The organism is Pseudomonas baetica, assembly GCF_019733355.1.
Classification (GTDB): Bacteria; Pseudomonadota; Gammaproteobacteria; order Pseudomonadales; family Pseudomonadaceae; genus Aquipseudomonas; species Aquipseudomonas baetica_A.
This window is the reverse complement of sequence record NZ_JAIHLQ010000021.1, coordinates 91,683-117,773: the sequence shown is the minus strand read 5'-3', so window position 1 is coordinate 117,773 and position 26,091 is coordinate 91,683. Positions and strand designations below refer to the sequence as shown.

Here is a 26,091-nt window from a genome sequence, read left to right as displayed (position 1 = left end):
TGAATATGCGCCCCCGTAAACGCTTCGATTTCAAATGTCCGATCGAAATGATGGGTGAGGTGATGCAAATGGCCGTGGTTATGCGGCACGATGCGCCCACTTCAATTCAATAACTGTGTTGCACTCAGTTCCTGCAACCGCCCACCATCATTCGGTGACCCGTATCGAGCAAATGTTGGCGCGTATCATCGTAACGTGGTTTCATCAGTGCAAGCTACCATAAAATAGACCAGTCGTCTATGTGAGATTTTTGCTCCAGTGATTGTAGCAATTGTTGATGGCCGCCGCAGGTCTAAACACCAACCCACGCTCGGCATCCTCATAGCGCCGCAGTACACGCAAAGAACCAATCCTAAGCCTCCCAAAGCTCCTTGGATTTCTGTGGGCGCACTCCTCTCTCGCTAGAAGACAAGCATCGAGATGCAGATCTCAAAGGACTCGGAGCGGACCGTAAGTGCTATCGGAGCATTCAGCCCACCAGAATAGTAGACTGGTCGCATATTGACAGATACAATTTCTTGCCTACTCGTTGCGAGTCCGCAAATTAACTATCGATAGCCTCAGACAATGCACATTTCCCTTACCGAGATCACTCAGAAGGCGTAAAAATGATGATAAAACTTCACCACCTCAATGACTCAAGGTCGTTTCGTATTCTGTGGCTGCTGGAAGAAATAGGCCAACCATATGAAATTATTCGGTATCAGCGTGATAAAAAAACACATCTAGCCCCCGAGACACTGAGGGGCATTCACCCCCTAGGCAAATCTCCAGTTATCGAGCTTGATGGAAAAATAATTGCGGAGTCAGGCGCGATCGCAGAAATCCTGATAAAAAAATTCGCACCTCATTTAGCACCAACAGAAAGCTCTGCAGAATACCTTGACTACTTACAATGGATCCATTTCTCAGAAAGCTCGGCAATGCTTCCGTTCTTACTGAAAATATTTAATGAGTTTGAAACACAATCTGGAACCGAACTAAAATTCCTTAACAACTACGCCGAAGCTGAATTCAATAAAGTTTTTTCCTATCTAAACAACCACTTGAATAACAAAAAGTTTTTAATCGAGGAGAGACTCACAGGAGCAGACTTCATGCTGGGATTTGTGGTGAAAGGCGCGCTCAACCTGCTCAAATCCAAGAGCGAATTTCCACATATTGAAACCTACATTAAAAACCTTGAAAACCAGAAAAGTTACAAGCTAGCGCTGGATATAGACGCGAAGTGAGTTTAGCTTTTTAACAAATAGCTGTGGCAGACTCTCAAACTGCCATGGCTCTCACCATCATGAAGCTAAGACCACCAAAGCTGACATCCTTCAAGTGACGGAACACTGGAGTGATGATCAACCTGCTTAAAAGCTTGTCAGTAACCAGGCTTAAAAATTTACTCAGCTAACGATGAATACGGCTGTTACGTCAGAGCCAGACCGGGCGTCGCTTCGCAGCTACACAATAGCAAGCACAGGCTTACATGTTGGAGCTTATTGAAAAATGACCCAAGAAGGATTTATGTTTTTGTGTCCCAGTGGCAGTGGATAAGCTTGGCAGTAGTATCCCGATTGAAGTCGCATCGACACCCACTGCAGGTAGGCATGCGATTCAGAGCGACGTATATAACGAGCCTACAGAAGCGAGCGGTAAAGTAATTTTGAATAAGTTCTAACACCCTTTCCAATGATCAATAGCCAGTTCAGTTTTGTGAAAACACGCTTCCCTAGCCTGGCAAAGGACACGGCACATCTGGCGACGCGATTTGCAATGTCGAATCTGTGGATGGCATTCCGACATTTAGCGAGCGATACAGGAGAGGTGTGCCTGTAATATAGGGAATAGCCACCGCGAGGTTCTCACGGCGGCTAATAAAGATAGGAATGAGTGAGTGATCTGAGCGTTTTGGATCAAATCGGCACTTTCAAAATTGAAGGCAGCCGAATTTTACAAAAAAATATGACTACCTCAGACCACCCCTAGCCGGGCCTTCCAAACATCGCAGAGCCTTGTTTTATTCTCGAGCTCCCTACTAAAAAAGCAACAGATAACACTTTAAGCATCGAGCACTGCAAATACTTCTCCAGCAGACTGAATCGCCGCTAGTGCAGCAGGAACTCCGGCAGCTATACCTATTTGGATAATTGTGTCAATAATTTCCTGACGCGAAACACCGGCACGCAAGGCTGAGCCAATTCGCAGTTTCAGAATGGGAGCAGCAGTTGCTCCTAGCGCAACACATCCAGCTACCATAATGAGTTCTCTGGTACGCAGATCTAACGAACTCTGCCCATAGACATCGGCAAATTCCCACTCCATAACAAATCGGCCTATAGCAGGAGCAAGGTCCTTTAGCCCGTCCAAGAATTCACTAGAACGCAGCCCAGTGATCTCCTCAAACGCCGCCTGGCCAGCAAGGAAACGCTGATCGTTGACTGATACAGTTTCGGGGGCTTTAGCCATTACAGAAATCCTCCTAATTGATTTGAAATGCGCTTCAGTTTGTCCGCAACGTGAATAATTACCGGATGGTAATTATAGGGCAAAAAATCAACCGATCAATAGTTATTTACCAATCAGTAATTAGCGAGCGTGGTGCGACATTTCACTGCAAAGCGTCCCACCTTGTTTACCAAGCGATTGTCTATCGTTATGCTGAAAGCATGATCAGATCACCACAATCGAAACGCAAATGTGCCCCCGCCGAGACGATCGACGACTCCTCGAGGCCAACGCCAAACAAACGCAAACGCATGCCCCCCCAAGAGCGTGAGAGGGAGATTATTGAAGAGGCGGTACGCTTTTTCGCCGAGGTCGGATTCGAAGGTACCCTACGCGAGTTAGCCGAACGCCTTGGAATCACACACCAGAACCTGTTTCGTTATTTCGCAACGAAAGAGGCGTTGATAGATAGAGTGTACCAAGAGGTCTACCTTAGCCGCTGGCAACCTGAATGGGAGGCAATGCTAAAGCAGCCTGGAAAGACCTTGGAAGCGCGATTAATCGACTTTTACAAGGCATATTTGCCTGCGATCTTTCGATATGACTGGGTTAGGATTTTTATTTTTGCAGGACTCAAGGGCGTCGGCATCAGTCAACGTTATCTTTCCCTAATCCAGACCAAAGTGATCGAACCAGTGGCGATGGAATTACGTGAGCTTTCCTGCGAAAAGCCACCCGGTGAGACCTTATCGTCGGCTGAGCTTGAAGTTGCATGGGGATTACACGGTGAATTATTTTATCTTGCCCAACGTCGCTGGGTATATGACATGACAGTTCCGGAAGATCTGGATCGTTTTATCGAAATATCTATCATTCGCTTCCTGCATGGAGCACCTGCTGCCATGCAGGCATTGACGCGCGACGGAGCTAACTAAAAGTTGCGACGCCAGCTCACACGATTAAATCGTCCCGCTCACGCGCACCGCCAATCACTCCGACGGCTCCTATAACAGTACCGTCGCGAAGCAACTGTATTCGCCAAGAATATATCGCAACTGCCCCCCCCTCCCCGTTCGAACTATTTATAGCGAAGAGTGGTCCGCCTGACTGAATATATCGAGCCATATCTAAAGGGCTAATACCGAACTCACCAATCCGGATATGCGCGATTAAATCCTCTCCAGCGTCCTCCACCGCAATCCTCATCGGCTGATTGATTCGCTCAGTCTTAAATTGCGCCGCCGCAATAGACTAAAGGGCATTATTCAGACTCAACATCAATGAAGTCCTTTGAGTATGGATACCATTAAATATCATACACTCTGGCGAGAGTGCTAATAAGCACGGTACTCAAGCGTGGCGGACATTAGAACTGGGATGTCCCGATCCGTAGGGCATCATAAATGCCGCCAACACTGCACCTATTAATGTAACCACAGCGATCGCTGCCAAGGTATCGGCATGCGCCAAAATCTGAGATTGAAGCCGCACATTACTAGCTAGTAGATGCAATGCCTGTTCCGTCGCCTGATCACTGCCGCTGGACCGCATACTGACTGCCGAGATAAGGGCATCCAGCCTCGCTGAAACAGCGGCCGAGGATGTGCTCACATGATCCATAAGTACATTAGATCGGGTTTGCTCACGTACTCGATCCAAAGTGCTAACCCAAGCCAAACCCGCCGTACCGCAGATACTGCGCATAACATTGAATGCCATAGCAGCATGCAATCCCTCGCGCGGCAAAAGATCACCAACATACAAATACAGTAGTGGCAACAAGATCAGGGGCAGCCCTAAGCCCTGCAATATCTGCCCAATGCGCAACTCATCGCCCTCCCATGAGCCGTCGATGTTCAAGCTGTCATGCAGAGCACCCGTGGCGACCAATACGCCCCCCAATACAAGTAAACGACGGGGACCTCCCAACCATTTCCTATCCAAGCACACTACCGCGCCCGCAAAACTAATCAATTGCGGCCAGCCTGCATCCCACAGCACCGCTCCCAATTCGCGCGGATGATAGCTGTGTATCTGTATAAGGAATTGGGGAATCACATAGCTGCAACCTGTCACAGCGACACTGAAAGGCAAAATTCCCAAAATGCCCAGTACTATATTGCGTCTCGACAGCAGTTCTACATTAAGCAGGCGATCATGCCTCACTCTGACCACGTGATATATAAATCCGCATATGGCAACCGTACCGGCGAATAGCAACACTCTAATTGGGGTTGCCTGTAACCAATCAAGCCGATTACCCTGATCGAAAGCACAGGCGAGCATGCCAAGCCCGCCAACGAACAGGAGCATTCCAAACCGATCCATATGAAGCAAAGGCCGCAAACGCAGTCTTTCGCGCGGCAGACCATAGAAACCCGCGATCAATGCGAATATGCCAGGCAGAAGGTTTGCGAGAAACAGTGCGCGCCATCCCCAGTGGTCGAGCAGCCAGCCTGTGATTGCAGCGGCCAACTGCGGGGCCAGAGTCGAGGCGGAGATATACAGTGCCAAAGCAAGAGCACGATGCCTAGCCGGTAGAGTTCGCAATAGCGCAACTATCGCCATCGGTAATAGGACCCCGCCGGCCATACCCTGTGCAAAGCGAACGATGATCTGAGCAGCATAAGGAGGGCTGAACGCCATTAATACCGAGGTAGCCATAAAGAGCAACGTTGCCCCTAACAACACCCGTCGAAGTGATAACGCAGTTGCCAACCAGCAGCCAATCACCACGCCGACTACATCTCCAGCGGCATAAGCTGAAGAAAGCAAAGTACCTTCGTCAACCCCCAGGCCTAAACCACCCCGTACATCGGCAAATCCCAGCACAACGTATCGGGCACCGAGCACGGTCATCCAGGCTGCAGCAATAGCGGCCACGCAGGCCGAAAAACGCCGACGATCCCATCGAATCAAAGATCCGGGAAAAAGTCGCGACTTCAGCCGACTATTCACTTCTGATACGGCAAGGCCTAAAGAGTCACTCACACCCGCCCTCGCAGCCAGCCGGTTAACCAATCAATAAAATTTCCTGAACTCAGTCCGGTTGATGTGTGAATGGTCGTAGTAACGGACATACCCGGGAGCAGAGAGGACTGCGAATCCTGACTCGGGTCAAGTGTGATCTTCACCGGAAAACGCTGAACTACCTTAGTGAAATTACCTGTCGCATTGTCGGCTGGAAGCAAAGCAAACTGCGCCCCGCTGGCAGGCTGAAGACTGTCAACCTTACCTTCGAATGCTTGGCCAGGCAGACTGTCAACCAAAATAGTAACGCGCTGTCCTGGGCGTATATGCGTTATCTCGCTTTCCCTAAAATTTGCGACCACCCAAACATGTGGCAGCGGAACTACATCGGCGATCAGCGTTCCGGTGCGCACATACATACCAGGACGCACATGACGCTCGCCAATGACGCCATCAACCGGAGACGTGATACGTGTCCAGCCAAGATCTATATTGCGCAGATTCAGACTCGACTGTGCAGCCTGAAGATTGGCTCTCGCCTTGTTTATACTCGCATTGCTCATTTTCTCCCGCTGTTGCGCCGCCATCCACTCGGCGCGCCTCTGGGCAAGATTAGCGCTCAAACGCTTAACGTCTGCATCAATACCATCAACCTGCTGGCGAGACACCGATCCACTTGGCAGTAAAGCATGATAGCGACTGTGATCAGCAACTGCGCGATCCAACTCAGCTTGTAAAGCCCGTAAGGATGCCGCAGCCGCTTCTACTTGAATCTGTTGATATTGCTTTTGGCTGAGAGATTCGACCAGCGCGGCAGCGGCTAAATCAGACTTAGCCTGAGCTTCGGCGACCTTTTCTCGATAATCAGCATCCTGCACTAATGCCAACAAATCGCCAGAACGCACTCTCTGATTGTCGCGGATCGGCACATCCACGAGATATCCTTCAACGTGTGATACTAGCGGGGTCAGATCGGCCCGGACGTAGGCATCATCAGTAGTCACACTATCCCTGTACGGAATCGGGTACCAGACTGCCACCGCAGAAGCGAACAGCACGGACGATGCCATAGCGAAGCGCCTTGACATTCGCACTCTGGTTGTAACAAGCGGCCAACCCACTATTAACGCCCATCTACTTTTTATTCTGCGACGAGATCTGCACGTCGCATCCCCACTTTTTGCCGCAGATTGTCGGAGCATCTACAACCACCATTAATTACCATTTGGTAATTATAGGTCTTGAGATCGGCAAGTCAACCCGAGTTCAGTTACCGCAAGCACCAGCTGTTACCGATCGAAATCACATCCGAAAATATTTCAGATCTATATCACCTACGTGAACGCCCCACGGTATCGACTGCTGTCGGGGATTTGGCGTGCTCACTTTTGGCTCAGCACGCTCATCACTGGAGAGGATCTGCGTATGTATAACCCGTGCCCAAGCTGTAACTCTGGACGCGTCGTCACGAAAAATATCGGTAAACAAACGGGTGGATTAATTGGTGCGGCAGGCGGTGTGGCCAGCGGTGCCGCCGGCGCCCTTTCAGGCGCAGAAGCCGGCGCGGTGCTGGGAGTAGTCGGCGGGCCGGTGGGAATCGCTATCGGCAGCATCGCCGGGGCGATTTTGGGTGGTCTGTTCGGTGGGGTCGCAGGTGGCATTGCCGGGGCCACGCTGGGCGAGCAGATCGATGAAAAAATCCTTCACAACTATCAGTGCCTGGCGTGCGGTTACAGCTTCAGCGTCAACCGTTAAGTCGTTGTGAACAGGCGTCGTTGGTTAATGAAACGACGCGCTTTTCCCTTCATTCGCAAGGAATCATTTCCATGGCTCATCTCGTTGAACAAATGGCTTACGTTGGTGCCACGCCCTGGCATGGTCTGGGCAGTCGCCTCTCCCCCAAACAACCGCTCGAAGTCTGGCAGCGTGAAGCGGGTATGGACTGGCAGATTCAGGAAAGCCCGGTCCATTTTAAGTCTGACGCCATCGGGCACCTGGGCTCAATTCATACCTTCCCTGAGCAGAAGGTGCTGTATCGCTCCGACACCAAGGCCCCTCTGTCGGTGGTTTCTCAGCGCTACCAGGTGGTGCAGCCACGTGAAGTGCTGGAGTTCTACCGGGATCTGACTGAAGTCTCGGGCTACGAACTGGAAACCGCTGGAGTGCTCAAAGGCGGTCGCAAGTTCTGGGCGCTGGCCCGTACTGGGCAAGGCACGACGCTCCGTGGTAACGACCAGGTGAATGGCTACCTACTGCTGGCCACCTCCTGTGATGGCACTCTGGCCACCACAGCGACCCCGACCACCGTGCGCGTGGTCTGCAACAACACCCTGACCATCGCTCTGGATGGCACCACCCGCGCGATCAAGGTACCGCACAACACCCGCTTCGATCCGCAGGCGGTGAAAAAGCAGTTAGGCATCGCCGTTTCACAGTGGGACACCTTCATGCATCGAATGCGCACTCTGTCTGAACGCAAGGTGCAGTGGCATGAAGCGATGGGCTTTTTCATGAGCGTTGTGTGTGACGTCCCCCCCAATAGCAAACTGCCCGAAGTCCTGCCGAACGAGCGCGCATTGCGCAAGGTTCAAAGCCTATACGAAGGCGGAGGTCGCGGCGCCACGCTGGAATCGGCCCAAGGAACTGCGTGGGGCTTGCTCAATGCGGTGACCGAGTACGTTGATCACGAGCGACGTGCCCGAAGTACTGAATACCGCATGGACTCGGCTTGGTTTGGCCAAGGGGCTCTCATCAAACAACGCGCCCTGCAAGCCGCATTGCAACTCGCCGCCTAGCTCCACTCACTTAATCAACTATTAAAACGCCTGGTCAGCTTCTGCTGGCTGGGCGTTTTTTATGCCGCACAGGAAAACATCATGCACACACAAACTCTGCAACACCCCAGTAACAAACCCCGTCCCGCCTTACGCCTGGTGGGGACCAAACAACTGCCGCGTGAGGACTGGTTGGCAGTTCGCAAACAAGGTATCGGCAGTTCGGATGCCGCAGCAGCCGTCGGACTTAACCCGTATAAATCCCAGTTGGAGCTGTGGCTGGAGAAAACTGGGCGTGACACCTCACTGCCCAAACTCGATCCACAGGATGAAGACAGCCCAGCTTACTGGGGCAACATTTTGGAGCCTATCGTGGCGACGCATTACAGCCGGCGCAGCGGTCATCGGGTCCGCCGCATCAATGCGGTGCTGCAGCATCCTGATCCAAAACTGGCCTGGATGCTGGCCAACATCGACCGAGAGGTGATCGGCGCGCCAGAGGTGCAGATCCTCGAATGTAAAACGGCCGGTATCAACGGGGCTCGCCTCTGGAAAGAAGGTGTACCGGAGTATGTGCAGTTGCAGGTCATGCATCAGCTCGCCGTCACCGGCAAGCAGGCGGCGGATGTGGCGGTACTGCTCGGTGGCCAGCACCTGGAGGTCCATCGCATCGAACGGGACGAATCGATGATTGCTCGGCTGATCGACCTGGAGCGGTTGTTCTGGGATTACGTGGTCAGTGACACCCCACCACAGGCCGATGGCACGGCCTCAGCAGACGCGGCATTGCGCTGCCTCTACCCCGAGGATAACGGGCAGACCCTGGACTTCAGCCAACAAACGGAGTTGGCCAGCACCTACCTAGAGCTCAAGGCTGTTCGCCAGCGCATTGCTCAGCAAGAGACGCGTGAGGCGCAGCTCAAGCAGGTCCTGCAGCAGGCCATGGGTGAAGCCACCCGTGCAGAGTTTGCGGAAGGCTACATCAGCTGGAAGAAGTCCAAAGACAGCCTTGGTCTGGATGTCGAACAGATGCTCAAGGACAAACCCTACCTGCAGGCCCGCTACCCCAAGATCAAAACAGGCAGTCGCCGCTTCCTGATCGGCTGAATCATCCCACTCACCCACGCCACCCGGACCGTTTAGGTCCCGGTGGCTTTTTTATTTCCGGATTAAGGAGAACCGCCATGCTCAAAGGTTTAGCCATTACCCCTCCGGTACTCGGGCGCATTTCCATCGGCAAGGTCGTCGAGAAAAACGGCAAGCGTCTACCGGAAAAGGACGATCAATTCACCCTTACCTCCCAAGTACAGAGCCGCGACGGCTGGCTGCTGCATCCACTCAATGAGGAGCTGCGCAATGGCCAGGACGGCAAGCTACGCAGTATTCCGATCCGGCTGCTGTTCAACGAGCCTGACCTGAACTTTCGGGCGGACTACAGCCTATTTGACCGTAACAGCGGCCGGCCGCTGTGTGTAGGCAACGGCGAGACTTGCAAGCGTTTGACCAAGGACGGCATCCAGTCGTTGCCCTGTCCTTCACCGGATGGCTGTTCACTGGCTCAAGGCAATGCCTGCAAGCCTTACGGCCGGCTGAACGTGGTAATTGGCGATGACGATCCGCTGGGCAGTTTCGTCTTCCGTACCACTGGGTTCAACAGCATACGTACCCTGGCGGCACGCCTGCAGTACTTCAGCGCAATCTCCGGCAATCGCCTGGCCTGTCTGCCGCTGGAGCTGCGTCTGCGGGGTAAGTCCACTCGGCAGAGCCACGGCACACCGATCTTCTACGTCGATATCACGGTGCGCAGCGGCCTGAGCTTAGAAGACGCCTTACTGGAAGCCCAGCAGCTGGAGGAAACCCGACAAGCCGCGGGTTTTGACCAGAGCGCCTTGGATCACGCGGCCCGGCAGGGCTTTAACAATGGGGCCTTTGAAGACAGTGAGGAGGACACCGGGGCCATCGTCGAGGAGTTCTTCCCCAGCATTGAAGATCAGCCCAGCCCTTTAGAGCCAAAAGCCCAACCGGCAGCGCCTGCCAAACCCTCACTCGCCCAAAAATTGGAGTCGCAAGCCACGCGACACAACGGCAAGCCCACCGTCCAGTAACAGGGTTTCTCAGAACCCTTCGTTCTCACGCACTCGTATAGGAAGACCCAAATGAAATATCACAAACTCCAAGCCGGTGAAACGACCGGCACCTATGTCATGGACTCCCCTGTCACCGAAGCTGACATCCTACGTATGGCGCAACAACTGGCAATGAGTCGCCTGTCTAAAGGCCGGGCACTGACAGAGCCGAAGCAGGTCTTCAGCCACCTGCAAACACTGCTGCAGTACCATGAGCACGAAGTCTTTGCTCTTCTGCTGCTCGACACCAAGCACCGGATTATCGGATTTCAGGAGCTGTTTCGCGGCACGCTGGACGGGGCCAGCGTTTACCCAAGGGAAGTGGTCAAGATCGCCCTAGAGCACAACGCAGCAGCCGTGGTACTGGTGCATAACCATCCTTCTGGAGATCCCGAACCCAGCCAGGCCGATCGCACGCTGACCACCACCCTCAAGAACGCCCTCAACATGATTGGCACAAAGACGCTGGATCATATCGTTGTAGGCCACGAAGGCTGCGTATCGTTGGCTGAACGAGGTTACCTATAACGCCTAGGCTCACACTGCCCGATAGACTGCCCTTGGCTGATGCTAGGGCAGTCATCGGCAGGGAAACTCCCCTCACTTATTTTTTGTCGTAATCCAGCGGTTGTACTCAGCTCCTGCTGCAGCCGACACTATGACTTCCCCACGCCTAAGGGCGTCCACAGTTGACCTAACTTTTTTCTTTATTCGTACCGCGAACACCAATCAGAGTGCCTCTGCCTAATCGCCGTAAACCTACGAGCAAGCTGCCGGGTCAACCCGCACAAAGGTCACACTGAATTCTTTGCACTGCCGATGCTGCTGGAGCCGATTCGCAAAGCTGAAGGCATCATTCAGCTCAAAGCGTTGAAAAACATCCAAGCCACGTCCAAGCACTATCTTCCAACCCGTGTCGGTTGTGATATCTCGATCATGCTTGGTGCCGCTGGTGTCGTAGGCCCAACTGAACTGGATGCCAACACCGGTACAAGCATCAGAGATCTTCTGCAGGCTTTCGGTCTGGCGATCACCATTTGTATCATCTTCAACGGTCACCACATGAACAACCACCTCATCTTCCGGACCTTGCAGCTTGCTAATGGTCTCCATCAGTTCCATCAAATTGCGCAACTGATGGAACATACGAAGATAGGGGTCTGTGATGATGATGCGCTTGGCACCTACCAGATAGGGACTGAACAACTTGTCAAAACTCAGGCCTCGCTGATTTTCGTGGAAGACCAAATGCTGCTCTTTCAGCACAGGCTCCACAGACACTGGATTGATAGGGCGTGAAATTGGCCTTTGCTTGGCTGGCGCTGCCTCGATAAGCGCCAAATGGTCAGTGCCGACGTGGGGTAAATCGATAGCAGAAACTTCAGTCGCTCCCCGACGATGGTACTGGTTAGGGTACTCATCCTCTTCCAGTGTGCGCACCAATCGCTCCTGAGCATCAGCACCCTGGTAGGCAAAGCGAACTGCTGGATAGGTCGCGTCAATGCGTAGCAACTGATCCTTCACCCGCTTGCGCCCTTCAATTGCTGTGCGCAATACGTCTTCCACTTCGGCGTCTGTCGCCTCGTCATGCGGGTACAGGATCTTCATCAAACCAGAAAAAGTTTTGTTGATGCCATCGCGGTCGCGCGTCGAAATATCGTCGGATAGCGTGAACTGTCCCTTGTAGCGATCTGAGTAGTCATGACTACGAAGCGAGCGCAGGATCTCGGCCAGGTAGTCCACCACGAAGCCATAACCACTGGAGAACATCTCGCCACGGATGACATCCACTTCCCATCCGGGGATGTAGCTGTGAATGCGGTCGAGAAAGGCTGAATCGTGGAACTTTTCCGGCAGCGGGTCGAACAGGTCCGTGTGCTTAAGCATGTACGGCACGGTGTGATCGGTATTACCCACAAACACCATGCTGGCCTCTGCTCCCAAGGTTTCCACTCCCCGTGAGAACGACTTGTTGGCCATATAGTTCTTCATGATGTCCACCAGAGCCTTGTCCACTCGCTTTTGCTTGCCGGCGAATTCATCGAAAGCCACTACATCCCAGTAACCCACCAGGCCGAGCTTACCTGTGCCGTTATGGACGAACAGCTTGGGAACCGTAACTTCGCCACCGGAGATAAGAATGCCGTGGGGCGAGAACTCGGAATAAACGTGCGACTTGCCAGTGCCCTTCGGCCCCAGCTCTATCAGGTTGTAATTGCGCTCGCAGAACGGGATAAGGCGGATAAGCTGGGCGAGCTTATTGCGCTTGCCGAACATCTGCGGATTGAAGCCTACACTCTGTATCAGCAGGTCAATCCACTCATCAGTGGTGAACTGCTTACGCGCCTCCAGATAGCCGTCGAAATCAAAGCGGGAAATCTGAATTGGCTTTAGCGAGGCCAGAATCCAAGGTGAGGCAGACTTATCCTCGGTGTATTCATACTCCACATCCGCAATGCACCAAACACCACCTACCAGCAGCTTCTGGTGGGCCTTGACGGTGTTGGAGTCGATCAGCACCTTCTTGATGCCCAGGTTGGCGAACTCAGCCTCGTACACGTCATCCTTGTCGTTTAATGAGACGCTAATACGGTCAATAACCTTGTGCCGCCCCTTCTCCTTGATGGTCGAGCGTACCAGCCCTGCTTCGTTTCGGTGGACATAGTGCTTGCGCAGAATCTCCTTGACCGTCTCGATACCGGTCTGGATCGTCGCCTCGTCATTGGTCGCGCAGTATTGGCCCAGCAAGTACTCCAGCACATACGACGGCACAATGGCGTTGCCCTTCACCGCTTTGACCAGGTCTTTGCGCACCACCAGGCCGGCAAAGTACTGGTTGATCTTGTCGTCGAGCTGACTCATTGGAGCTCCTGCTTAAAAATCGAATTCGCTGCTGAACGAGCGGCGAATGGAGTAACGCGCGGCTTTGTACCGTGTGAAGTGTGAAGTGCCTTCCACGGTCTCTTCAAGGAGCAGCTCCACCTGCTGATTGTTCGCCTCATCGGCCTTGCGGCTGAGAATGAAGCGTACCGGCAACTCCCGCTCACGCGGGTTAGCAGAGCTGAAGTCGAACAACAGCTCATGCTGATCGGATACCAGCTCACCGTCCAGCGTGAACAAACCTGCACGCAACCGGCGCGACTGCAGTTTCTCGGTCACTGCCTCGGTTTGATAGAGCACCACCGCCAACTGCCCGGTGGTGATGGTCTTACCACCGACACCGATGAACTCCACACCCACCCGACCCACATCGCTCTGGCGCTTCTTGTTAATACGGATGACCGGGATCACCACCTCTTGCAGGGTGGCACCACCGTGCACAAAGCGACTACCAGAGCCTTTCAGCCGCAGACGGTTGATGGATTTGGGAATCTGCACCATAAGCGTCCCCGTCAGGCCTAGCTGCACCGGGTTGAAGGTTTTAAAACTGGCTCCTTCGCGCAAGCTACGACCCAGTACAAAACGCCGGTCGCGGTAGAGGACCTCATCGCCCTCTGGCTCACCGCTGAGGAAATCGCTCTCCTGCAGCGGATGATTCTGATAGATGAAGCCATGATCGGCAGTGATCAGCAGGTTACTGGCATTGGCGTTGGTCAGCTTCTTCACCAGACGGATTAGCTCACTGAGCGTTTCCTCGGCCGCCGCAAACACTCGTTCTTCGGTATCACGGGTGTCGCCGGTCTTGTCGATCAGGTTGTGATAAACGTAAACCACCTCATTGTCGCGCAGCAAGGCACGAGAGTCGGCCTGGTTCATCGCCAGTAGATCCTTGGCTCGTACCACCTGAGATGCTGGCACCCTGGTCGCCAGAATCTTGCCCCGGTTGACCGAGCCTTGAGCGCTCTGACCATCCACTATGGCATCGCCACTGTCGTTGTCGGCCAGTTGCAGGCTGCTGTTGGGTAGCAGTGCCGCCATGCCCAGCTGGGTATAACTCGGCAGCATCGACAGCATCGGTTCCAGATCAGCCTCGAAGCGATCTTCCTGACGAATCAGGCTTTGCAGCTCCTCGCCTACCTCATAGCGGAACGCATCGGAAATCAGCACACACACCTTAGTTCTGCGCTCCACAAAGGGCTGCACATAGCGGCTGAAGAAATTGCGCTGCAGCACTACGGGCGCGGCCTCCCACTGCTGCGCCGCATCCACGTGCTGCTGCCAGCGGTCGTTAAGACGGCTCAGGTAGTTGTTGCCGTACAGATTCTCGACCTGCATAGCCAACTCACCCAGCAGCGAAGCCTGACCGGATTCACGCAGGTGATAGACGAACTTGCGGTAACGCTGATCCAGCCTGAACCACTGGCTGGCGTACTTTTTCACGCCATCAGTCAGCGATTCCATTTGCAGCTGCGTTATGTCCAGCACCTGGATGAACTGCGCCGCATGCTCCAGCGCCAGGTACACATCCTTGAAGCGCTCAAACCAGTGGCTCTGGCGGCGCTGGCGTACCCACTGCTCAACCTCCACAGCGGTGACTGTACTGGCCACCACGGCACGTACCAGCTCACTGAGGATCTTGCGGTCGATCAGCTCGAAATAATCCAGCTCCAGCAGGCTGCGCCAGTCCAGAGTTTGCAGCTTGTCGTCAATCTGCAGCACCGCCGCGCACTGCTCAGACAGTGTCTCGAAACTCTGCTCATGCGAACGACTGTCCTTCCAGCGTTTGAGGAACACCAGCGCCTCAGCGGACAGTCGCGCCTTGTAAGCCGGGTCGATCCCAAGCATGAAACAAGCCTTAAACAGCTCGATAACGAAATCGTGCAACCCTGGTTGCTCGGAGCTATAGCCATAGGCGCGCTTCACCTGCTCCCACAGATAGGTATTCAAGCCGCTGCTTTCGATTAACTTGATCCGCACATCTTTGCCAGCGGCCAGATCACCCAGCAGGCTTTCCAGAATCACATCCAAGCGCGGCTCGTTGCCGGCACACACGGCGAGCATCTTGCGTTGCAGCAGGTTCTGCGAATCACCCGGCTCAAGTAACTTGCTAAGGGCCTCACGGCGCTTGGCGGATTCGAAAAACGCCACATGGGCTTCCAAAAGTGGGTAGCAGTCCGGTCCCAACTCCAGCTCAGCCAGCCACAAGGCAACCTGATCGGTACGGAAGCAATTGCCACTGGCAAGCTGCACATCCAACAGCCAATTGTGCAAATGCGAAGGCTCAGTACCTTCACGGTAGATCAGAAACTTCTGTTCCGGTTGCTCTCGCAGGAGGCGGTATTTCACGCCAAACTCATTGTTAGCCAGCTCGACTTTCTCGACATCCGGCAACTCCAGCGTCTCGAAATCAGCGCGAAACTCCAGGCGCGTGTCATACCAGAACACTATGCGCTGCTTGTCGAACAGGTTACTCAGGGCCTGGGTGATTTTGGGGTTACTCATGTTTATGCATTCCCAATCCGAGCCTGCAGCGTTTCGACAATTCGATTGACTCGAGCTGGTTGGACTTACCCGAACCATTAGGCCCAATGATGACATTCAACGGCCCCAGCGGGATGACGGTAGAGAACGCGCCGAAGCTCAAAAAATTGTTCAGTTGGATGGACTGAATCAGCATTGTATCTGCTCCTTGTTATGCTTCATTCATCCCCCTTGGCATCTAGCCCGACGATCTTTTTCAGCGCCGAGCCGAGCTTGAGGTAGTTTACTTTGACGCCGTCATCCAGATTCAGCGGCACTTGTTTAGTAGCCAGCGGGTAGAGGGTGTCACGCTCGTAGTCGTCCAGCTCCAGTAGTTGCTTTTTGAGCGGTTCAATTTCCTTGAGGGCGCGGGTCTTTTCACCTTGGCTGGCGCTGGTGCTGATGCCGATTTGTTGGAGGTGGTCCAGCCGTGCAGCCAGTTTTTTGCGGAAGTCGCGCAGGTATTGCAGCACCACACTCGCTGTGTCGGTGCGGTAGCGATGCAGGTAGATCAGCGCACTGAAGGTGCCTTTAGGGCTGGCGAACAACCAGTAGATCGGGCGCTTCTTGTAGCGTTTCACATGGTCGGCGTAGAAGTCCTTGATAAAGTACTTGCGCACGTCCTTGCCCAGCGATGCCTCAATAAAGGCTAGGTTGTCCTCGTAGTGCTCCACGCCGAAGGTAACGCGTAAAAAGGTGCGGAAACGCTCGGTCACATCGTCAGCAAACCACTCGCCATCCAGCAGCGGGATCACGTTGTCTTCGTCCGGCATAAAACTCGGCTCGGGGATCTGGCGCAAATACTCAGCCAGTGTGTCGCCCTGGTTGGCCAGCACCAGCCCTGGATTGTCCAGGCTGTAGCGGCCAAACATACAGCCCACGGCGTAGGACAAAAACTCGCGCATCGTATCGGCCAACAGCTGCGCACCCAGCTCCTCCCCTGACTTGTCACCACCGTAGCGGTAGTGTGGGTTGCATGTGAGGGTGACTTCCTTGAGCGACACCTCGGGTGTCAGTTCATCCTGCAGACTATAAGCCTCGATAAAGATACGGTTGTTTTCTTCTTCGAGGCGCTGCATTTCTAGCATCATCTCGCGCCAGTGAGAGTGGAGTTGTTGATAAGCGGCTTGTAGGGTGGACTGCCGGTGGCCGGGGTGTAGCAATGGCAGAACTGTGAAGTCCCAGGAGGTTTCGTAGGAGTCCCAGTCGGACTTTGCGGCTAGCACACTGCGCCGAACCCGATCATTCAACTGCTCATCGTCTGGCTTTTTGAACGGTAAACTAAGCACGTGGGTGAGTTTAAAATCAAGCGTAGGAGCAAGCATTCTTAGTAGGAAGCTGCATACACGACTATTCAGAAATGCCTCTACGGCCTCCGTTTTACTTGACTGACTGACGAAACCCATTGGCCCTTTGGCATCAAACATAAAACCACACGGAACCACACGAACAGCAAAGTCGCTGCTCGAAATGCCAGACCAAGTGAACCCCTCACGAAAGCCATACTCACCGTTGTAGTTATGAGAGCGGATACGCCCTGTCTTTTCATCCTTGAAATTTTTAAGCTCACGGCCATCATCAAACCAATTTACAAAATGCTCTGAATTACCATACCAACGCCTAGAGCCACCACCCTTCACATAAGGAAACCATCTTTTTTCAGATGTTTTAGCCTCGGCGTCACTTTTAATGTTAAAACCGACATTCATCACGCTCGCCTCATGCCACTCCCGTAAGAACGTGGCATTACTACCAGTCGCGAGCCCTTCCCTCGTGATGATCTCCTTGGAAATCGAAGGATAGCTTGTGAATAAATTCCTCATCCTTTCAGATGCCCAAAAAACTATCGGACATCCTGGGATTTTTTCAAATTGCTCCGACGAAACCCGATAGCGTATTTTGCTTTGAGGGACTTGAATCGCCTTCAAAAGATCAGCATCCTTTTCGGCCTCAGACTGGCCTTCAGTCAGCTTTATAAACTCTCCTTTGAAGTCTTCATTGGCCGCGCTACTCAAGACGAATGCAGTAGTCGAAACGACCTCCCCACCAATAGAGTCAAATGCGCGCTCTCCAAGCTGGGCCATCGTGCAGATTGTTGACCTAGATAAAATCACAGATCTAACCGCCTCATATCTAGGCGCGAACATCCAACCCTGCATCGTGATCATGCCAACATATGACTTTGCTAAAACCAGCTTCAGACTTCTTAGGATAAACGCCTGATAAAGGTCGTATTTACCCTCGACGTATTCAACATCGAGCCAGCTTTGCAATGACTCATTTAGATCTGCCTTTTTCTTGTACGGAGGGTTGGCAACTACCACCGCATAACGCGGGCTCAGGTAGTCGGTCATTCGTAGCACCTGCAGCACTTTAGCGTGGGTGCCAGCAAGGAACAGACTGCCTGCCATGTCCTTGGCCTCCAGCACGGGCAACACGTTTTGCACGCTGCTGAGTTTGGGACGGATCAGCGAGCCAAAGTTATCGGCCTCCTCAAACTGCTTGAGGGTTTCACGCAGGTCAAGAGTGAACAGGTCACGCCCTACGGCCGTGATGTATTCATCCAGCTCGTCATGGCTGAACACCACTTTTTCCATCACGCAGATATTTGGCTCGATGGCCTTGTTGAAAAAGCGGCGCTGCTTGGCGCGGGCTTTCATGGTCAGTGCAAAAGCGGCTAGCTCCCCTGCGCGCTCATCCAACTCGATGCCGTAGAGGTTGTGGGTAAGAATTTTTTCCGGGATTTCGCTAGGGTCAGTGCCCATCTCTTCGTAAATGGCATAGAGCAGATCGAAGGCATAGGTGAGCATGTGACCGGAGCCGCAGGCCGGATCGCAGACCTTGATGTCTTCGGGGCAATCGATCTTGAGGAAGTCAGTTTCTGCAGCCTCGGGCTTGATGTAGTAATCCATCTGCCTGGCAAGTGCCGAGTTAGGATGGTTGAGCATCCACAGACGGCCGAGAGAGTTTTCCACCAGGTAGCGCACGATCCAGTGCGGGGTGAACAGCTGGGTAGCTGCGGGAATATCTTCTGCCGTGATCTTCTGATTTTTCTTCAGACCCTCAAAAACCGAGTCCTTTTTCTCGGAGATGTAGAATTGGTACAGCCAGCCGATGACTTCCACGTCCTGGCAGGTATCAGGGGTCATGGCTTCGCGGGTGTAGGCCAGGATGGAGTTGCCCGAGAGCAGGTCATCCGGCATCAGCAATTCGGTGTAGTCGGCAATGCGCTCGAACAGGTAAGGCATGGCGCTGTGGAAGGCGTTGCACTCGGCCACTACCAGCAGACGATAGGCTTCCTGCTGCGGATCGTGGCTAGGGGCGTTACCGCTAAGCAGAGCCTGGATCTGCTGGCGGACTTTCTCGGGCACGCGCTCATCGTCGATATGTCCCGCTTTGGCTTCAGCCAGTATTTCAGGCTGGAACTGGCCTTCATCAGCGGGCGATACCACGCGGATACGGGTGTAACCGTTTACATCCATAAAGCGAAGGGCGCAGAAGCGGTTGAACCAGGTGTAGGCGACCTTGTCGATGAGCTGCTCACGGCCGTTCGCGGCGATTTGTTTTTCCAGCTGGGCAACGGCTTGCGGACTCTCACGGCGGGCAGCACTGCTTGCATATAGCACTAGGGAGAGCTTGGCGCCCACTTGCTCCAAGAGCAGGCGACGTGTGTGCTGGGCGAACTTCTTGAGTTTGGTGGTTTCCATCATTCTTCTCTTTATGGGCCTGCTCGATCATTTGTGTGGTTTCACGAAAATGATCGGGGCACTTGTCCGTTTCAAATCTGTACGCGGTTGCCTGCTTGGATTTCCTTCAGCCAAGCTTCGCGCAGCTGTCGTAAGTAATCATCCAACTCGGATTCACTGGCCAGCCAAGGCTTGCTGTAACCCACCGTAATAGATCGTGCGGGCACCAAGCGCGGTTCGGCCACTTTGGGTGGTTCTGTGCTTGGTGGCGGCGGATAATCGATGTCCTGATTTCCCGCTGGTGGCGGAGAAAAGGGTGGGATTGGATCTGGTACCGGTTGCGGACGAGCCAGTCGCTCTAATTTGAGCAGTAACTGTGCGTATTGGTTGTCCTCGAAGGCACGCAACTGATCGCGGATCATGGCGATACGCTTCTGCCCTTGCATTGACTGCTGAGCTTCAACAAACGGCACAGCGAGCTGAGCCTGCTGCTCAGGCTTAAGACTGCCGTACTCGTTGCTCCCCTGCAGACGCTGCTCCAACTCGGCAAGCCGGCTGACTGCGGTAGCCTTCTCGCTGGTTAGCTGGTTAGCAATGGCTTGTTGCAGGGCCTCCAGTTGCGGTTTGGCCTGCTGCAGGCGGTTGCCTTGCCAAGGTTTATTCTCGGTGAGTAATGCCTTGATGGCTTCAACCTCCCCCGTGGCAACATAGGCGAAATTGTCTTCCTGCTCCTGCACCAGTTGGCGAGCCTGATCGTAAATAGCTTTTTGCGGACTACCCATGAAGCGACGTAGCGGCTCAATGATCTGCTCTTTGGTGTCGAGCATGGCATCGGAGGCGCGGGACAGTTCGGTAAGGAACCAGCTGGCGTTTTTGCCGGCGATTTCCTTGAGAGTAGCCATCACGCCATCCAGCACGCTGAGGAAGCCATACAAGGCTTTTTGCCCATGCAGGTCGGCTAAATCAATCTCCAGTTCTTTGATGGCGTCGATGGTTTCACGTGCCAGAGCGCGGGCTTCGTTGCAGCTGGCGGGACGGTCGAAAAAGTCGGCAAAGAACTCTTTGAGATGGCGAACCTGGGAGGCGCTGAACTCGATTTGCGGCTCCAGCACCAAGGTGGTGTGAGCGTTGGTGTTGCGCAAGCTGCGCTCTAGGTTGTCGCCTTCCAGCAGGTTGCTGTCTTGCCGCACCTCCGCTTTGCCGCGTGCGCAAAGCAGCGCGAGGTTGCAGAGGATGGCCGCGTAGTACCAACCGTAGTTCTTGCGCTCGAAGCGCTCCAATAGGGTTTTGACCGTGGTGCGCACACCGCTGCGAGCATTGCTCTGGATATAGGCCAGTAGTTCCTGCTCGGGCTCGGTCAGGCTAGTAGCGTCGTTGCCGAGTAGACCGTCCTGGGCCTGGCGCAAGTATTTGCCGATGTCATTCTCGTTGAACGGCACATCGCGCAGCATGCGCAGGTTCGGATAAGTAGTTTCAATCAGCTGGTAGAAGCCTTTGAGAATACGGGCCTGACCGTCGCTGCTGGTGGCCTCCACGTCGGCGGCGTTAATTATCAAGTGCGCTTTGCCGAGCAGCTCCTTGGCACGATCCTGCAGCTCGGCCAGACGTTCGTTGTTCTGGAAACCCTTGGCGTCGATGATGCGTTTGACCGCTTCCTGCTGGGTGCTGCTGTTCTGTCGGATGTATTTCTCAGTGCGCTTGTGCAGGGTGAGATCCTGCATGAACCGGGCATCAGCCGGCAGCACCACGCGCAGCTCATCACGTCCCATACTCTGCATACGCTGCACCGTGAGGTTATCGAAGTTGTCACTAAGCGGAGTGACAATGTGGATGGCCAACTCAAACTCACGACTGAGCGAACGGTCGTCCATTTTGCGCGTATAGGCGTAGTCCTGGCCGTTTTCATAGCGGACCTTGCGCTGCTTGACCACACCATCAAACAGCAGGGTTTCCAGCTCCTTGATGACATCGGCAGTTTCGATCTCTGTGTTTTTGATCTCTTCTTCGATGTCCTTCTCTTCGTCGGTCAGGTACTCGTAGAGCTCGCCATTGCGTTGGATGTAGGTTTGCTGCTCCAGCAAGTTGAGTGCCGCTTCCAGCTTCTTGCGTTGGGCTGGAATGTCTTCGCCAAAACGCTCTAGCATCAGTACATTGAGATTGCGCAGAGTGGCCTTGAACTCCTTGACGTACTTGACCAAGAACAATGCTTTGAGCACGCGCACCGCGTATGGGTCGCCAAGGTGCCGCTCGGCATTGTTGATAGCGCTTTGAATAGCGCTTTTCAGCGCGCCGCGAATGCCTTCGAACATCCGATCGAAGGTGGCCAGCTGGCCCACTGGCTCGCTGTCGATAGCCATGGCCACTTCGCGGAATACACCGAGCATGGAGCGTTCGCCCACCGAGTTGGCCTTGCCCTCAAAGCCGTTGTGCATGGATATGCCACGAATGGCCGACTGGAAAAGCGGGAACTGGTAGGGCACGAAGGGGTAGCAGTAGGTGAAGTGCTCCAGATCGCGGAAGTTCTGGTAGTGCTGTCCACCGTCGGCAAAGTCGAACAGAGTTTTGAAGTTGTTGAGCTGCTGGTTGTAGACGGTTTTCAGCAGCTCGGCACCGGAATCGTTCTTGGTCAGCAAGCGTTTCTGGATCACCTCGGCCACGTCGGCGCTGGTGAGCTTGAGACGGTTGGCAAAGCGCGCCTGGATCTTGGTGAAGTCGTTGCTTTGTTGCTTGCTCATGTCGCCCATCACAGAGTCCATATCCTCCTGTGCGGTGACAAATACCCATGCCCGGCCCTGGCACTTGGTGGCCAAACTTTCAGCCACGGTTTGCAGGTTGGTCATGAGCTTGGTGTTGTCGGCAATGTACTGACCGACCTCATCGACAAAGAAATTCAGGCGGAAGTTGGGCGGCTGTTTGTCCAGCCACTCCTTGACCTGATTGCCGAAGTCTTCAATGGAAACGCTGTGTTGAGCGCGGTATTTATCGAGGATGCCCTTGGCCAGCGCCAGGTCTTCGTCGGTGATCTGGGCGTAGGCCTTGGCGATGTTGCCTGTCTCCAGCAGCGCCTGCTCGCGACCACGCTCCCAGGGCTTATTGGCGATGCTCTGGTAGGCTTCCTTGAACGGTTGGAACAGTTCGCGACTGTCCAGGTCGCGTTCAAACTGGGCAATGTAGCCCTGCTTGCCGTAATAACCACACATCTCGTTGAAGACTTTGACGAACACAGAAAGCAAGGCGTCGACCTGGGTCTTGCTGATGATGTCGGCCTTCTGGTCGATGTTGAACAGGATGCTTTTCGAGGGGATGGCGACAGCTTTCTTGAGCTGGGCGCGCAACAGCTCGTCGTCATCCTTGATCTTGGGTAGGAAGATGTCCAATGCAGTACTGCCGTCGACCTGGCGATTTTCCAGCAGCAGGGCGAGCATTTTCAGCAGGTGCGACTTACCCGAGCCGAAGAAGCCGGAGACCCAGACGCCATTGGCATGGTGGTAGTCGGTATAGGCATCGAGGAAGTGCTCCAGACGCTTGGCGACTTCGTCAGTCAGGACGTATTCACTGAGCTCGTTGAACAAGCTAGCTTCGTCGTCGGCCTTGATGACGCCCTCAATCGGGCGACTGACTGGGCTCTTGAAAATTCCGTTGAGTTTCATCGACTGCTTCCTTACACCTGAGACTCGAAAATATTGAATGCACGGTAGTACTTGTCATCGTGCAGCAGACCGAACAGCTCCAGTGACGCGCCTTGTTCCAGCGAATGCCGATACTCACCGGGGAAGAACATCACCGTGGGTTTGTCCTTGGCCGTGCTTTGCAGATTGTTGAGTACGTTGTGCGAGCGAATATAGGGGAACACTTCACCGATGCCGGAGAGGAAAAGCACGTCGTAATCCGCCTGAGCAATACGTTCGCCAATAGCCGGGACCAGGTGTTCCTTGATATCCAATACACCCTGCAAAAGTTCCAGCAGACCTTCTTTTTCCACATCGGGCTCAACCGCCCGGATCTGTTCCCACAAGCTGACACCTTCGTCACTGCCCTCACGAGCCTTTAGCAAGTCGATGGTCAGGTCGTACAGGCTGACTTCCAATACCTTTACACCACGCCCCTGCAAACAATCGATACGCAGACCGGCCAACGTGTTGACCAGTTGCCGCTGCATGCGTTGTATCTCAAAGGCTTCAGCCGCCTTGAATTCGCAGATGTAGAACGGCAGATCATTATTCAGCCCTTTCATTTCCAGAAAGCGTTGACCGCTCATGACGTTCAATAGGTGTTCAAAGCGGGCTGCCAGCGGCTGCTGACTGATTTTTTGGCTCATTGCAGCCACCTTTTAAGTTCATGGTCAGTTGCCGGGAATATCAGCAATTGCTCGTTATCGTGGCGAACCAGTAAATGGGCCAGCGCTGGAGTTATCAACACAGGCTGAATCTGGTGCTGTGCGCTGATCAAGTCGGCATCCCGCAACATGCGGAACAGGTTTTGTCGCAATTTGCTATGCGTGGACGCAGCCAGTTCATCCAGCTCGGCATGCCACAAAGCTTTGGCATTGCAGAAGGCATCGTAATCGCTTGTCGTGAGTTGGCGGCGCATAAGCAGGTAATGCTCGCGCAGAACTTCGCGAGCGAAGTCGCGGATGAACGCATAGCGCCGGCAAGTTGCAGCCCACAGAAGGTAGCCTTGCTCCCGCAGGCTGCCATCCACCAAAAACTCCAGCTCCTCTGGATCCAAAAGCTCCAGACGCGCGATCAACTCCTTACTGATACGTGTCGCAGCAGCCGCTGTACGAACTTGCAACAGGTTCTCACCACGCACCTGCTCCCGTGTTTGCTTCCAATCACGCAGCGTTAGATAGCGCTCCACAACCAGCGGTGCTTCCTGCAAAAACAGGCCACCCGTGGTGAAAGAAAGACGATAACGCTCAGCCATCACTTCGCGCCTGCTGCGATTCGTCACTGGCTCCGCCAGCTTTGACCCAGGTATCCACCTCAACCTTCTGGAACTTCCACAACCGACCGACCTTGTGGGCTGGCATGCTGCGTTTGGCAATCCATGCATAAACGGTGTCCTTGCTGACGCCGAGGTGTTCGGCAATTTCATCAACACTGTGCCAACGATCAGTCATAGCTAAATCTGCCGATAAAAAAACGTGCTGATATTAGCCGTTTTTGTCGGTTTTAATAAGGTTAAAGCTGTTTCTCAGGATTAATGCCTGACAAATGCCTGCGCCACTTCAAAATGGCTTCAAAGGGCAGCCTAGCGAGTTTGCTTTGGTAAGCCTACGCTGCGAATAGCTCAGTGGCGAAATGAAAATGCGTCGCCATCAGTTCCCTCACCCGCCGGGATACATCTGCTCGATCAGCTGATCGAACTCTCCGCCATACCCACAGTAATCACGCGGAACGCGCTCAATATCCTCGGCAATCTGCGCAATCACTTCGCGCAGTTCCAATTGTCCATACCACCGAGCAGGAATCGCCGCAGCGCCATACTGAACACCAAGTATGTGTCCAGTGATCAGTCCGGAACCGTCGCTGTTGCCACCGTGATTCACCGCTGTTATGACGCCATCCTCGAACGAGCTCGCCGTCAGGGCACACCAGAGGCCAATTGCCAGCGCTTCTTCAGCGACCCAACCGCCACCGAGTTCGCCGATGCGTTGCGGGGTGGGCTTGTAGCCTTCATAGAAGAAAAACAGCACACGCTCGATAAGGCTGCGAGCTTCTTCCATGCCGGGCTTTTGCCCATATTTGGCCAGGCTTTCGCTAACTGCATGTTCGAGACTGTCCTCCCTGACCATCCGCTGGAGGATGTCAGCGAACAGCCCTGCCGTCAGGTAGCCTGTAGGGTGCCCGTGAGTAAGGCGCCCTGACTGGGCAGCGTAGTCAAAGGCGTTAGCAAAGAATGCACAGGGAGCAACGCGCATCAAGGCGCCGCAGCCCTTGCTGTTGTTCTCGGCGACAGCACCAAGCCGCTGGGTGGCCTTGAGGGCCGTGAGACATGTGGTGCCAGGGGCGCGACAAGACCAGAGTTCTCGCTGTTCGATCAACCACCCGTCCCTGCTGACTAGTATCGCAGGAGGGTAATTCTGGGTCATCAGCCAGCGCAGCAACGCATGGTGGATAATGCTGGGAACATGGCAAATCCCTCGTGAACTACTTCTCACATAAGCCCGCAGCAAGCCTTCGGCCGTGAATAGCATCATCTGCGTGTTGTCGGTGATGACACCGGAGATACCGAAAGTAGGGGCAAAATCAACGATACCCTGCGAACCGAATTTAGCTTCGATTGCAGGCCATTCGAGGAACTCCACCGTGGCGCCCAACGCATCGCCGACTGCACCGCCCAGTAGGCAACCTTTGATCCGTTCAAGTCTGTTCATATCCTTCGCCCTTATCCCTCTGCTGGGATCAATTCCTGCAAAATCACCAGCTTTCTTTGCAGCTGCTCGATGTGCGCTTTCTCAGCGCGCAGCGCCGAGCGCAGCTCCCAGTTTTCCATATCCAAAATCCGTGCCCAGCGCGTGCCCTTTTGACAGCCAAGAGCCATTTTCCAGAGCTCCCGCAACCTCAGGCACTGCAGCACAAGCGTCAGCAGGATTGCTCCCATCATCACCAATGCACCTGTCGAAACAGCATCCGACATTGTCATGTCCACATCCTTTAGTGAGTTCGATTGAGCTCGAAGACAGATCAAGGATAT

At 54.0% G+C, this 26,091-nt stretch carries 20 protein-coding genes and 2 pseudogenes; 9 read left to right on the top strand and 13 right to left on the bottom strand.

Translation table 11 applies throughout. The features are described from left to right. The 3 genes and pseudogenes from K5E40_RS19995 to K5E40_RS35070 form a co-directional block, all read left to right on the top strand. Window positions 1-113, top strand: a pseudogene (locus tag K5E40_RS19995) (IS30 family transposase); the annotation flags it as partial. 495 nt (window positions 114-608) lie between these two features. Beyond that, a complete protein-coding gene (locus K5E40_RS19990) occupies window positions 609-1,232 on the top strand; it encodes a glutathione S-transferase family protein (protein WP_169878815.1) in 624 nt (207 codons plus the stop codon). Between the two features lie 439 nt (window positions 1,233-1,671). Further along, window positions 1,672-1,827: pseudogene (locus K5E40_RS35070) on the top strand (IS5/IS1182 family transposase); the annotation flags it as partial. 222 nt (window positions 1,828-2,049) lie between these two features. Here K5E40_RS35070 and K5E40_RS19985 read toward each other — a convergent pair. After that, complete coding sequence (locus tag K5E40_RS19985) at window positions 2,050-2,457, bottom strand: carboxymuconolactone decarboxylase family protein (RefSeq protein WP_010562376.1); 408 nt, start codon at window positions 2,455-2,457, stop codon at window positions 2,050-2,052. A 50-nt stretch (window positions 2,458-2,507) separates the two neighbouring features. Between K5E40_RS19985 and K5E40_RS19980 the strand changes: the two genes are divergently transcribed. Next, entirely contained in the window at window positions 2,508-3,371 is an 864-nt protein-coding gene (locus K5E40_RS19980; protein WP_233098363.1) for a TetR/AcrR family transcriptional regulator, read from the top strand. Between the two features lie 415 nt (window positions 3,372-3,786). Here K5E40_RS19980 and K5E40_RS19975 read toward each other — a convergent pair whose 3' ends face one another. Both K5E40_RS19975 and K5E40_RS19970 read right to left on the bottom strand, forming a co-directional pair. Continuing rightward, window positions 3,787-5,427, bottom strand: coding sequence for an MFS transporter (locus K5E40_RS19975; protein ID WP_127882194.1), 1,641 nt, complete (start codon window positions 5,425-5,427; stop codon window positions 3,787-3,789). Beyond that, window positions 5,424-6,476 carry an HlyD family secretion protein gene (locus tag K5E40_RS19970; protein ID WP_181196944.1) on the bottom strand — a complete coding sequence of 351 codons (1,053 nt, stop codon included), beginning with the start codon at window positions 6,474-6,476 and terminating at the stop codon, window positions 5,424-5,426. The genes K5E40_RS19975 and K5E40_RS19970 overlap by 4 nt, the downstream gene beginning before the upstream one ends. Window positions 6,477-6,831: 355 nt before the next feature. Here K5E40_RS19970 and K5E40_RS19965 point away from each other — a divergent pair, with 355 nt between their 5' ends. The 5 genes from K5E40_RS19965 to radC all read left to right on the top strand — a co-directional run bounded on the left by K5E40_RS19965 (window position 6,832) and on the right by radC (window position 10,834). After that, complete coding sequence (locus tag K5E40_RS19965) at window positions 6,832-7,161, top strand: hypothetical protein (RefSeq protein ID WP_038443644.1); 330 nt, start codon at window positions 6,832-6,834, stop codon at window positions 7,159-7,161. Window positions 7,162-7,232: 71 nt separating this feature from the next. Beyond that, window positions 7,233-8,201, top strand: a complete 969-nt coding sequence (locus tag K5E40_RS19960; protein ID WP_032902033.1) for a DUF932 domain-containing protein — start codon at window positions 7,233-7,235, stop codon at window positions 8,199-8,201. A gap of 81 nt (window positions 8,202-8,282) precedes the next feature. Beyond that, entirely contained in the window at window positions 8,283-9,287 is a 1,005-nt protein-coding gene (locus K5E40_RS19955; protein WP_032902034.1) for a YqaJ viral recombinase family protein, read from the top strand. Window positions 9,288-9,364: 77 nt separating this feature from the next. Further along, the gene (locus tag K5E40_RS19950) at window positions 9,365-10,285 is read left to right on the top strand and encodes a hydrolase or metal-binding protein (protein ID WP_038443645.1); all 921 of its coding nucleotides are present in this window, start codon (window positions 9,365-9,367) and stop codon (window positions 10,283-10,285) included. A 51-nt stretch (window positions 10,286-10,336) separates the two neighbouring features. Next, window positions 10,337-10,834 (top strand): RadC family protein, encoded by a 498-nt coding sequence (gene radC / locus K5E40_RS19945; protein WP_172312784.1) that lies wholly within the window; start codon window positions 10,337-10,339, stop codon window positions 10,832-10,834. A gap of 231 nt (window positions 10,835-11,065) precedes the next feature. Here the strand turns inward: radC and brxL are convergent, their stop codons facing one another. From brxL to K5E40_RS19895, 10 genes are all read right to left on the bottom strand, one after another. Continuing rightward, window positions 11,066-13,168: a BREX system Lon protease-like protein BrxL gene (gene brxL / locus K5E40_RS19940; protein WP_170037976.1), complete on the bottom strand. Its 2,103-nt coding sequence runs from the start codon at window positions 13,166-13,168 to the stop codon at window positions 11,066-11,068. Between the two features lie 12 nt (window positions 13,169-13,180). Next, entirely contained in the window at window positions 13,181-15,688 is a 2,508-nt protein-coding gene (gene pglZ / locus K5E40_RS19935) for a BREX-1 system phosphatase PglZ type A (protein WP_170037974.1), read from the bottom strand. Next, a complete protein-coding gene (locus K5E40_RS19930; RefSeq protein ID WP_198832883.1) occupies window positions 15,681-15,863 on the bottom strand; it encodes an AAA family ATPase in 183 nt (60 codons plus the stop codon). Before K5E40_RS19930 ends, pglZ begins: the two co-directional genes overlap by 8 nt. A 22-nt stretch (window positions 15,864-15,885) precedes the next feature. Beyond that, window positions 15,886-19,413: a BREX-1 system adenine-specific DNA-methyltransferase PglX gene (pglX, locus tag K5E40_RS19925; protein ID WP_170037972.1), complete on the bottom strand. Its 3,528-nt coding sequence runs from the start codon at window positions 19,411-19,413 to the stop codon at window positions 15,886-15,888. A 71-nt stretch (window positions 19,414-19,484) separates the two neighbouring features. After that, window positions 19,485-23,042, bottom strand: coding sequence for a BREX system P-loop protein BrxC (gene brxC / locus K5E40_RS19920; protein ID WP_170037970.1), 3,558 nt, complete (start codon window positions 23,040-23,042; stop codon window positions 19,485-19,487). 11 nt (window positions 23,043-23,053) lie between these two features. Then, the gene (locus K5E40_RS19915) at window positions 23,054-23,710 is read right to left on the bottom strand and encodes a DUF1788 domain-containing protein (RefSeq protein ID WP_169885067.1); all 657 of its coding nucleotides are present in this window, start codon (window positions 23,708-23,710) and stop codon (window positions 23,054-23,056) included. Next, window positions 23,707-24,318 carry a DUF1819 family protein gene (locus tag K5E40_RS19910; RefSeq protein ID WP_169885065.1) on the bottom strand — a complete coding sequence of 204 codons (612 nt, stop codon included), beginning with the start codon at window positions 24,316-24,318 and terminating at the stop codon, window positions 23,707-23,709. The genes K5E40_RS19915 and K5E40_RS19910 overlap by 4 nt, the downstream gene beginning before the upstream one ends. Then, on the bottom strand, window positions 24,311-24,514 hold the full coding sequence (locus K5E40_RS19905; protein WP_010463602.1) for a helix-turn-helix domain-containing protein: 204 nt from the start codon (window positions 24,512-24,514) through the stop codon (window positions 24,311-24,313). The genes K5E40_RS19910 and K5E40_RS19905 overlap by 8 nt, the downstream gene beginning before the upstream one ends. Before the next feature lie 207 nt (window positions 24,515-24,721). After that, the gene (locus K5E40_RS19900) at window positions 24,722-25,771 is read right to left on the bottom strand and encodes an ADP-ribosylglycohydrolase family protein (RefSeq protein ID WP_170037968.1); all 1,050 of its coding nucleotides are present in this window, start codon (window positions 25,769-25,771) and stop codon (window positions 24,722-24,724) included. Between the two features lie 11 nt (window positions 25,772-25,782). After that, entirely contained in the window at window positions 25,783-26,040 is a 258-nt protein-coding gene (locus K5E40_RS19895) for a hypothetical protein (RefSeq protein WP_169885060.1), read from the bottom strand. Window positions 26,041-26,091: the final 51 nt, after the last annotated feature.

What these genes read in the sequence shown, in the direction of transcription:
- K5E40_RS19990 (WP_169878815.1), top strand. Translation starts at nt 609, where the DNA reads ATGATGATAAAACTTCACCACCTCAATGACTCAAGGTCGTTTCGTATT.
- K5E40_RS19985 (WP_010562376.1), bottom strand. Translation starts at nt 2,457, where the DNA reads ATGGCTAAAGCCCCCGAAACTGTATCAGTCAACGATCAGCGTTTCCTT.
- K5E40_RS19970 (WP_181196944.1), bottom strand. Translation starts at nt 6,476, where the DNA reads ATGGCATCGTCCGTGCTGTTCGCTTCTGCGGTGGCAGTCTGGTACCCG.
- K5E40_RS19965 (WP_038443644.1), top strand. Translation starts at nt 6,832, where the DNA reads ATGTATAACCCGTGCCCAAGCTGTAACTCTGGACGCGTCGTCACGAAA.
- K5E40_RS19960 (WP_032902033.1), top strand. Translation starts at nt 7,233, where the DNA reads ATGGCTCATCTCGTTGAACAAATGGCTTACGTTGGTGCCACGCCCTGG.
- K5E40_RS19955 (WP_032902034.1), top strand. Translation starts at nt 8,283, where the DNA reads ATGCACACACAAACTCTGCAACACCCCAGTAACAAACCCCGTCCCGCC.
- K5E40_RS19950 (WP_038443645.1), top strand. Translation starts at nt 9,365, where the DNA reads ATGCTCAAAGGTTTAGCCATTACCCCTCCGGTACTCGGGCGCATTTCC.
- radC (WP_172312784.1), top strand. Translation starts at nt 10,337, where the DNA reads ATGAAATATCACAAACTCCAAGCCGGTGAAACGACCGGCACCTATGTC.
- brxL (WP_170037976.1), bottom strand. Translation starts at nt 13,168, where the DNA reads ATGAGTCAGCTCGACGACAAGATCAACCAGTACTTTGCCGGCCTGGTG.
- pglZ (WP_170037974.1), bottom strand. Translation starts at nt 15,688, where the DNA reads ATGAGTAACCCCAAAATCACCCAGGCCCTGAGTAACCTGTTCGACAAG.
- K5E40_RS19930 (WP_198832883.1), bottom strand. Translation starts at nt 15,863, where the DNA reads ATGCTGATTCAGTCCATCCAACTGAACAATTTTTTGAGCTTCGGCGCG.
- pglX (WP_170037972.1), bottom strand. Translation starts at nt 19,413, where the DNA reads ATGGAAACCACCAAACTCAAGAAGTTCGCCCAGCACACACGTCGCCTG.
- brxC (WP_170037970.1), bottom strand. Translation starts at nt 23,042, where the DNA reads ATGAAACTCAACGGAATTTTCAAGAGCCCAGTCAGTCGCCCGATTGAG.
- K5E40_RS19915 (WP_169885067.1), bottom strand. Translation starts at nt 23,710, where the DNA reads ATGAGCCAAAAAATCAGTCAGCAGCCGCTGGCAGCCCGCTTTGAACAC.
- K5E40_RS19910 (WP_169885065.1), bottom strand. Translation starts at nt 24,318, where the DNA reads ATGGCTGAGCGTTATCGTCTTTCTTTCACCACGGGTGGCCTGTTTTTG.
- K5E40_RS19905 (WP_010463602.1), bottom strand. Translation starts at nt 24,514, where the DNA reads ATGACTGATCGTTGGCACAGTGTTGATGAAATTGCCGAACACCTCGGC.
- K5E40_RS19900 (WP_170037968.1), bottom strand. Translation starts at nt 25,771, where the DNA reads ATGAACAGACTTGAACGGATCAAAGGTTGCCTACTGGGCGGTGCAGTC.
- K5E40_RS19895 (WP_169885060.1), bottom strand. Translation starts at nt 26,040, where the DNA reads ATGACAATGTCGGATGCTGTTTCGACAGGTGCATTGGTGATGATGGGA.